The organism is Polynucleobacter sp. 39-46-10 (assembly GCF_002282275.1).
Genome location: NZ_NCJB01000411.1, coordinates 1 through 3,572 on the forward strand (window position 1 = coordinate 1; position 3,572 = coordinate 3,572).

Sequence of the window (3,572 nt, forward strand, 5' to 3'; positions counted from 1 at the left end):
CGTCTTGTGTAATTTTGCTGACTTGCCCCTCTGCATTTCGCTCCACACTGGCATTGCTACCAGGGCGGGTTTGTCCACGTAACCAGTCAGATAAACCGCGGGCTGGAAGTGGAAGACCTAATGCATTTTGAATAAGAGTATCAGCATCAATTGCTGTAGTGAGTTGACCGTCGCGCTCCAGAATCGCCTCACCAGGTTTAATCGTAATTTTGGCAATGGAGCCGCCCACTGGATTACGAATTTCTAAAACGTCAGTAAGCGCATCTTGAGTCAAGGTAAATCCACCTGATCCACCTTGATTTTTACTTTCAGTAAGGCCGGTGACTTTCACGGCAAAACGCCCGTCCCATGAGCCTTTTAGGGCGGTATCAGCCACAGACCAATCGGGCTTTAAGCGCTTCAAAGTTTCCTTAAGGGTAGGGTTGTTAGCATCCAATTGCTGCCCTTTGCGCCACATATCTTCCGCTTCGATTGGGCGATTCATAACCCACAACACTTCACCGATATGTGCCGCAATATCTGCCTCAGGCTTCATGTTGAATGCTTGTTGAAGTTGTTCGAGCGCAAGAGTATTTTTGCCCATGCGAAAGTTCACCCAACCAAGACTATCCAAAATAAAACCGTCTTTAGGTGAGAGCTGATTTGCTTTACTAATGAGCTTGAGCGCTTCGGGTAATTTTTGGTTTCGATCGGCTAGAGAGTATCCAAGTGCATTGAGGCTATTGACGTCATTTGGATTCTTGCGCAAGATTTCTCGCAAAGTTCTTTCCATCACATCCATGTGCCCAGATTTTTCAGCAGACATGGCATAGGTATAGAGCAGCCCAGGATCTTTTGGCTCTGGCTTTAATGATGAGACGATTTCATAAAAAGCTCTTAAGGCCTCTGATTCATTGTTTGCCTTAGCGAGTAGTGACTGAATCTGTAGCAAAGTTTTTTCACGCTGCGCCGGAGTTTGCTGATTTAGAAGAGAGATGGCGGGTTTGACTGCATCTGACCAGCGTTGATTCAAGATTAAGAGTGTGACAAGCACTTCTTTGGGTTTGGTTTGCTTGGGCCCTGCCAAACTATCCCAGGTTTGAGCTGCTTGCAGCGCTAAATCAGGCGCACCGGCAGTAATGGCTATCTCCATAGCCCTTTGGGCTAAACGGGGGTCATCGAGTTGGCGAGCGAGTTCTAAATAGGTTGTGTATGCCAGACCAGCTTCGCCGCGTTGCAGGGCAATTTCGGAGGCCAAGACTTCAAATACAGCTTGACCGCTATCCAGGCTACTGTTTTGGGCGATAGCATAGCCGGAAGAAAGGCCTAGGCCAAGTCCGCCTGCGAGCAATAAGACCCTTAAAGAAGGCTTTAATGAAAATTTGGTCATGAGCACATTCTAATCCGCGAATCTACAATCCATTTATGCCTGAACTCCCAGAAGTTGAAGTTACCCGCTTGGGTATTGCGCCCCACTTAGAGGGGCGTAGGGTGAGCGCGGTCAAAATTATTGATGGTCGACTGCGTTGGCCGGTGCCGAGCAATTTAAATGCACTACTTTCTGGCCAGAAAGTCTATGGAATAGAACGCAGAGGCAAATACCTCTTAATGGAGTTTGAGGCCGGGTATTTATTGCTGCACTTAGGAATGACAGGTACCTTGCGCGTGCTGCCCAGCAGCGACACCCTGAAACCGCATGATCGCGTGACATTCGAGTTTGGCAAGCTCAGTTTACGTCTGCATGACCCCCGAAAGTTTGGTGCCGTTTTGTGGCACCCGAAATCTAAAGGGCCGAATTTTTCAGCAGAGTTTGAAGGTGATCTCGGCACAGATGTCTTATATCAATGCTCACGCAAGCGCAGTGTTGCCGTGAAGCAGTTTTTATTAGCAGGACAGGCGGTAGTAGGTGTCGGCAATATCTATTGCTCGGAAAGTTTATTTGAGGCTGGCATCCATCCAGCAAAGGCTGCTGGAAAGCTAACGCGTCCACAATGTTCGAGACTGGCTAATGCAGTGAGATTGATTTTGAAAAAAGCGATTGCTGCAGGCGGCAGTTCTTTGAAAGACTTTGTGAATAGCGAGGGCGACCCAGGTCACTTCATGGTGCAAACTAAAGTCTATGATCGCAAAGATCAGCCCTGCAAGGTATGTAAGACGCCGATTAAACAAATAGTGCAGGGTCAACGCTCCACTTATTTTTGCCCTCAATGTCAGAAGCGTTGATTAAGCATTTCGCCACCAAGCTTATTGCTTGGCATGGTAAAGACGGGCGTCAAGGCTTGCCATGGCAGAGTATTCGAGATCCATACGCAGTGTGGGTATCTGAAATCATGCTGCAACAAACTCAAGTAGCGACTGTTCTAGAGCGTTATCCGCGTTTCATGAAACGTTTTCCGAATGTTAAGAGATTGGCTGCTGCACCGGTAGATGATGTTTTAGCCGAATGGGCAGGACTTGGTTATTACACGCGTGCTCGCAATCTTCACGCTTGTGCCAAACAAGTGATGCTGGAATTTGGAGGAAAGTTTCCAGAGGATCCGATGTTGCTTGAACAACTCAAGGGCATTGGTAGGTCTACAGCAGGTGCTATAGCTGCTTTTGCATTTCATGAGCGAGCACCCATTCTTGATGCAAACGTCAAGCGTATTTTGGCAAGACTATTTGGTGTAGATGGCGCTATCCAAGAAAAGGCGGTGAATGAAGAGTTATGGTCACTAGCCAAAACACTCCTTCCTAAAAATTCTTCGGATATGCCGGTATACACACAGGCTCTGATGGATTTTGGGGCAACGTGGTGTACTTCTCGTAAGCCGGTGTGTTTGAGTGGCGAGAGAAAATGCCCATTTGAAAAAGAATGCCAAGCCAATCTCAGTGATCAGGTTTTGTTATTGCCTCGCAAGGTAATCAAAGCAAAATCCCCTGAATTTAATTGCGACATGTTGCTACTGAGACATGGCGATTCAGTCTTACTGCAGAGGCGCCCGGACAAAGCTATCTGGGGTGGGTTGTGGTCGTTACCAGAATCTGCGTGGAGGTCTAAGGAAAAACTCTCTAAACTTTCAGTCAGCAATTCAGCTGCTTTTACTGCTAAAGAGTTGTTTCAGTTGGTGTTGCCAGATGAAAAGACTGCCAGTGTTTTAAAGAGCTTTCAATTCATCGAGCAAGGAGTAGAGATTAAACATATCTTTACCCATCGACGTTTGTGGATGCAAATCTGGCATGTGACATCAAGTGATGCCGTGAAATTCTCTAGTGATAATTTGAAGTGGGTGCCATTGCGTCAGCTTGGAAAATACGGCCTACCTCAACCAATTAAATTGCTACTGCAGGGATTGAGTCTAACTCGCGGTGACGGCTTAAGAAATTAATCTGCAGTGATGACACATCTTTTTGCGGCAGAAAATGCGCAGCAATCCGAGTGACTAAGTAGACAGAGCGATGTTGTCCACCAGTGCAGCCGATAGCAACAGTCAAATAACTACGACCATCTGCAATGTAGTGGGGCAACCATTTTTCAATAAATTGAATAATGTCATTCTCCATGCTCACGACTTCAGGAATTTTTTCCAAGAATTCACGCACAGGCTGATCTT

4 protein-coding genes are annotated in these 3,572 nt (G+C 46.8%); 2 read left to right on the top strand and 2 right to left on the bottom strand.

Annotation, left to right across the window (positions count from 1 at the left end; translation table 11 throughout):
• Window positions 1–1,369: lipoprotein insertase outer membrane protein LolB (locus tag B7X71_RS16240; RefSeq protein ID WP_293601493.1), on the bottom strand; the 1,369-nt coding region annotated here is incomplete at its 3' end.
• A gap of 35 nt (window positions 1,370–1,404) precedes the next feature.
• On the opposite strand from B7X71_RS16240, the gene mutM reads away from it, so the two are divergent.
• On the top strand, window positions 1,405–2,202 hold the full coding sequence (gene mutM, locus B7X71_RS16245) for a bifunctional DNA-formamidopyrimidine glycosylase/DNA-(apurinic or apyrimidinic site) lyase (protein ID WP_293601494.1): 798 nt from the start codon (window positions 1,405–1,407) through the stop codon (window positions 2,200–2,202).
• Window positions 2,199–3,347, top strand: coding sequence for an A/G-specific adenine glycosylase (mutY, locus tag B7X71_RS16250; protein ID WP_363927243.1), 1,149 nt, complete (start codon window positions 2,199–2,201; stop codon window positions 3,345–3,347). The genes mutM and mutY overlap by 4 nt, the downstream gene beginning before the upstream one ends.
• On the opposite strand, the gene B7X71_RS16255 is transcribed toward mutY, so the two are convergent.
• Window positions 3,292–3,572, bottom strand: a 281-nt coding sequence (locus B7X71_RS16255; protein WP_293601495.1) for an RNase adapter RapZ, incomplete at its 5' end; no start/stop codon positions are given. The two genes, mutY and B7X71_RS16255, sit on opposite strands and share 56 nt — an antisense overlap.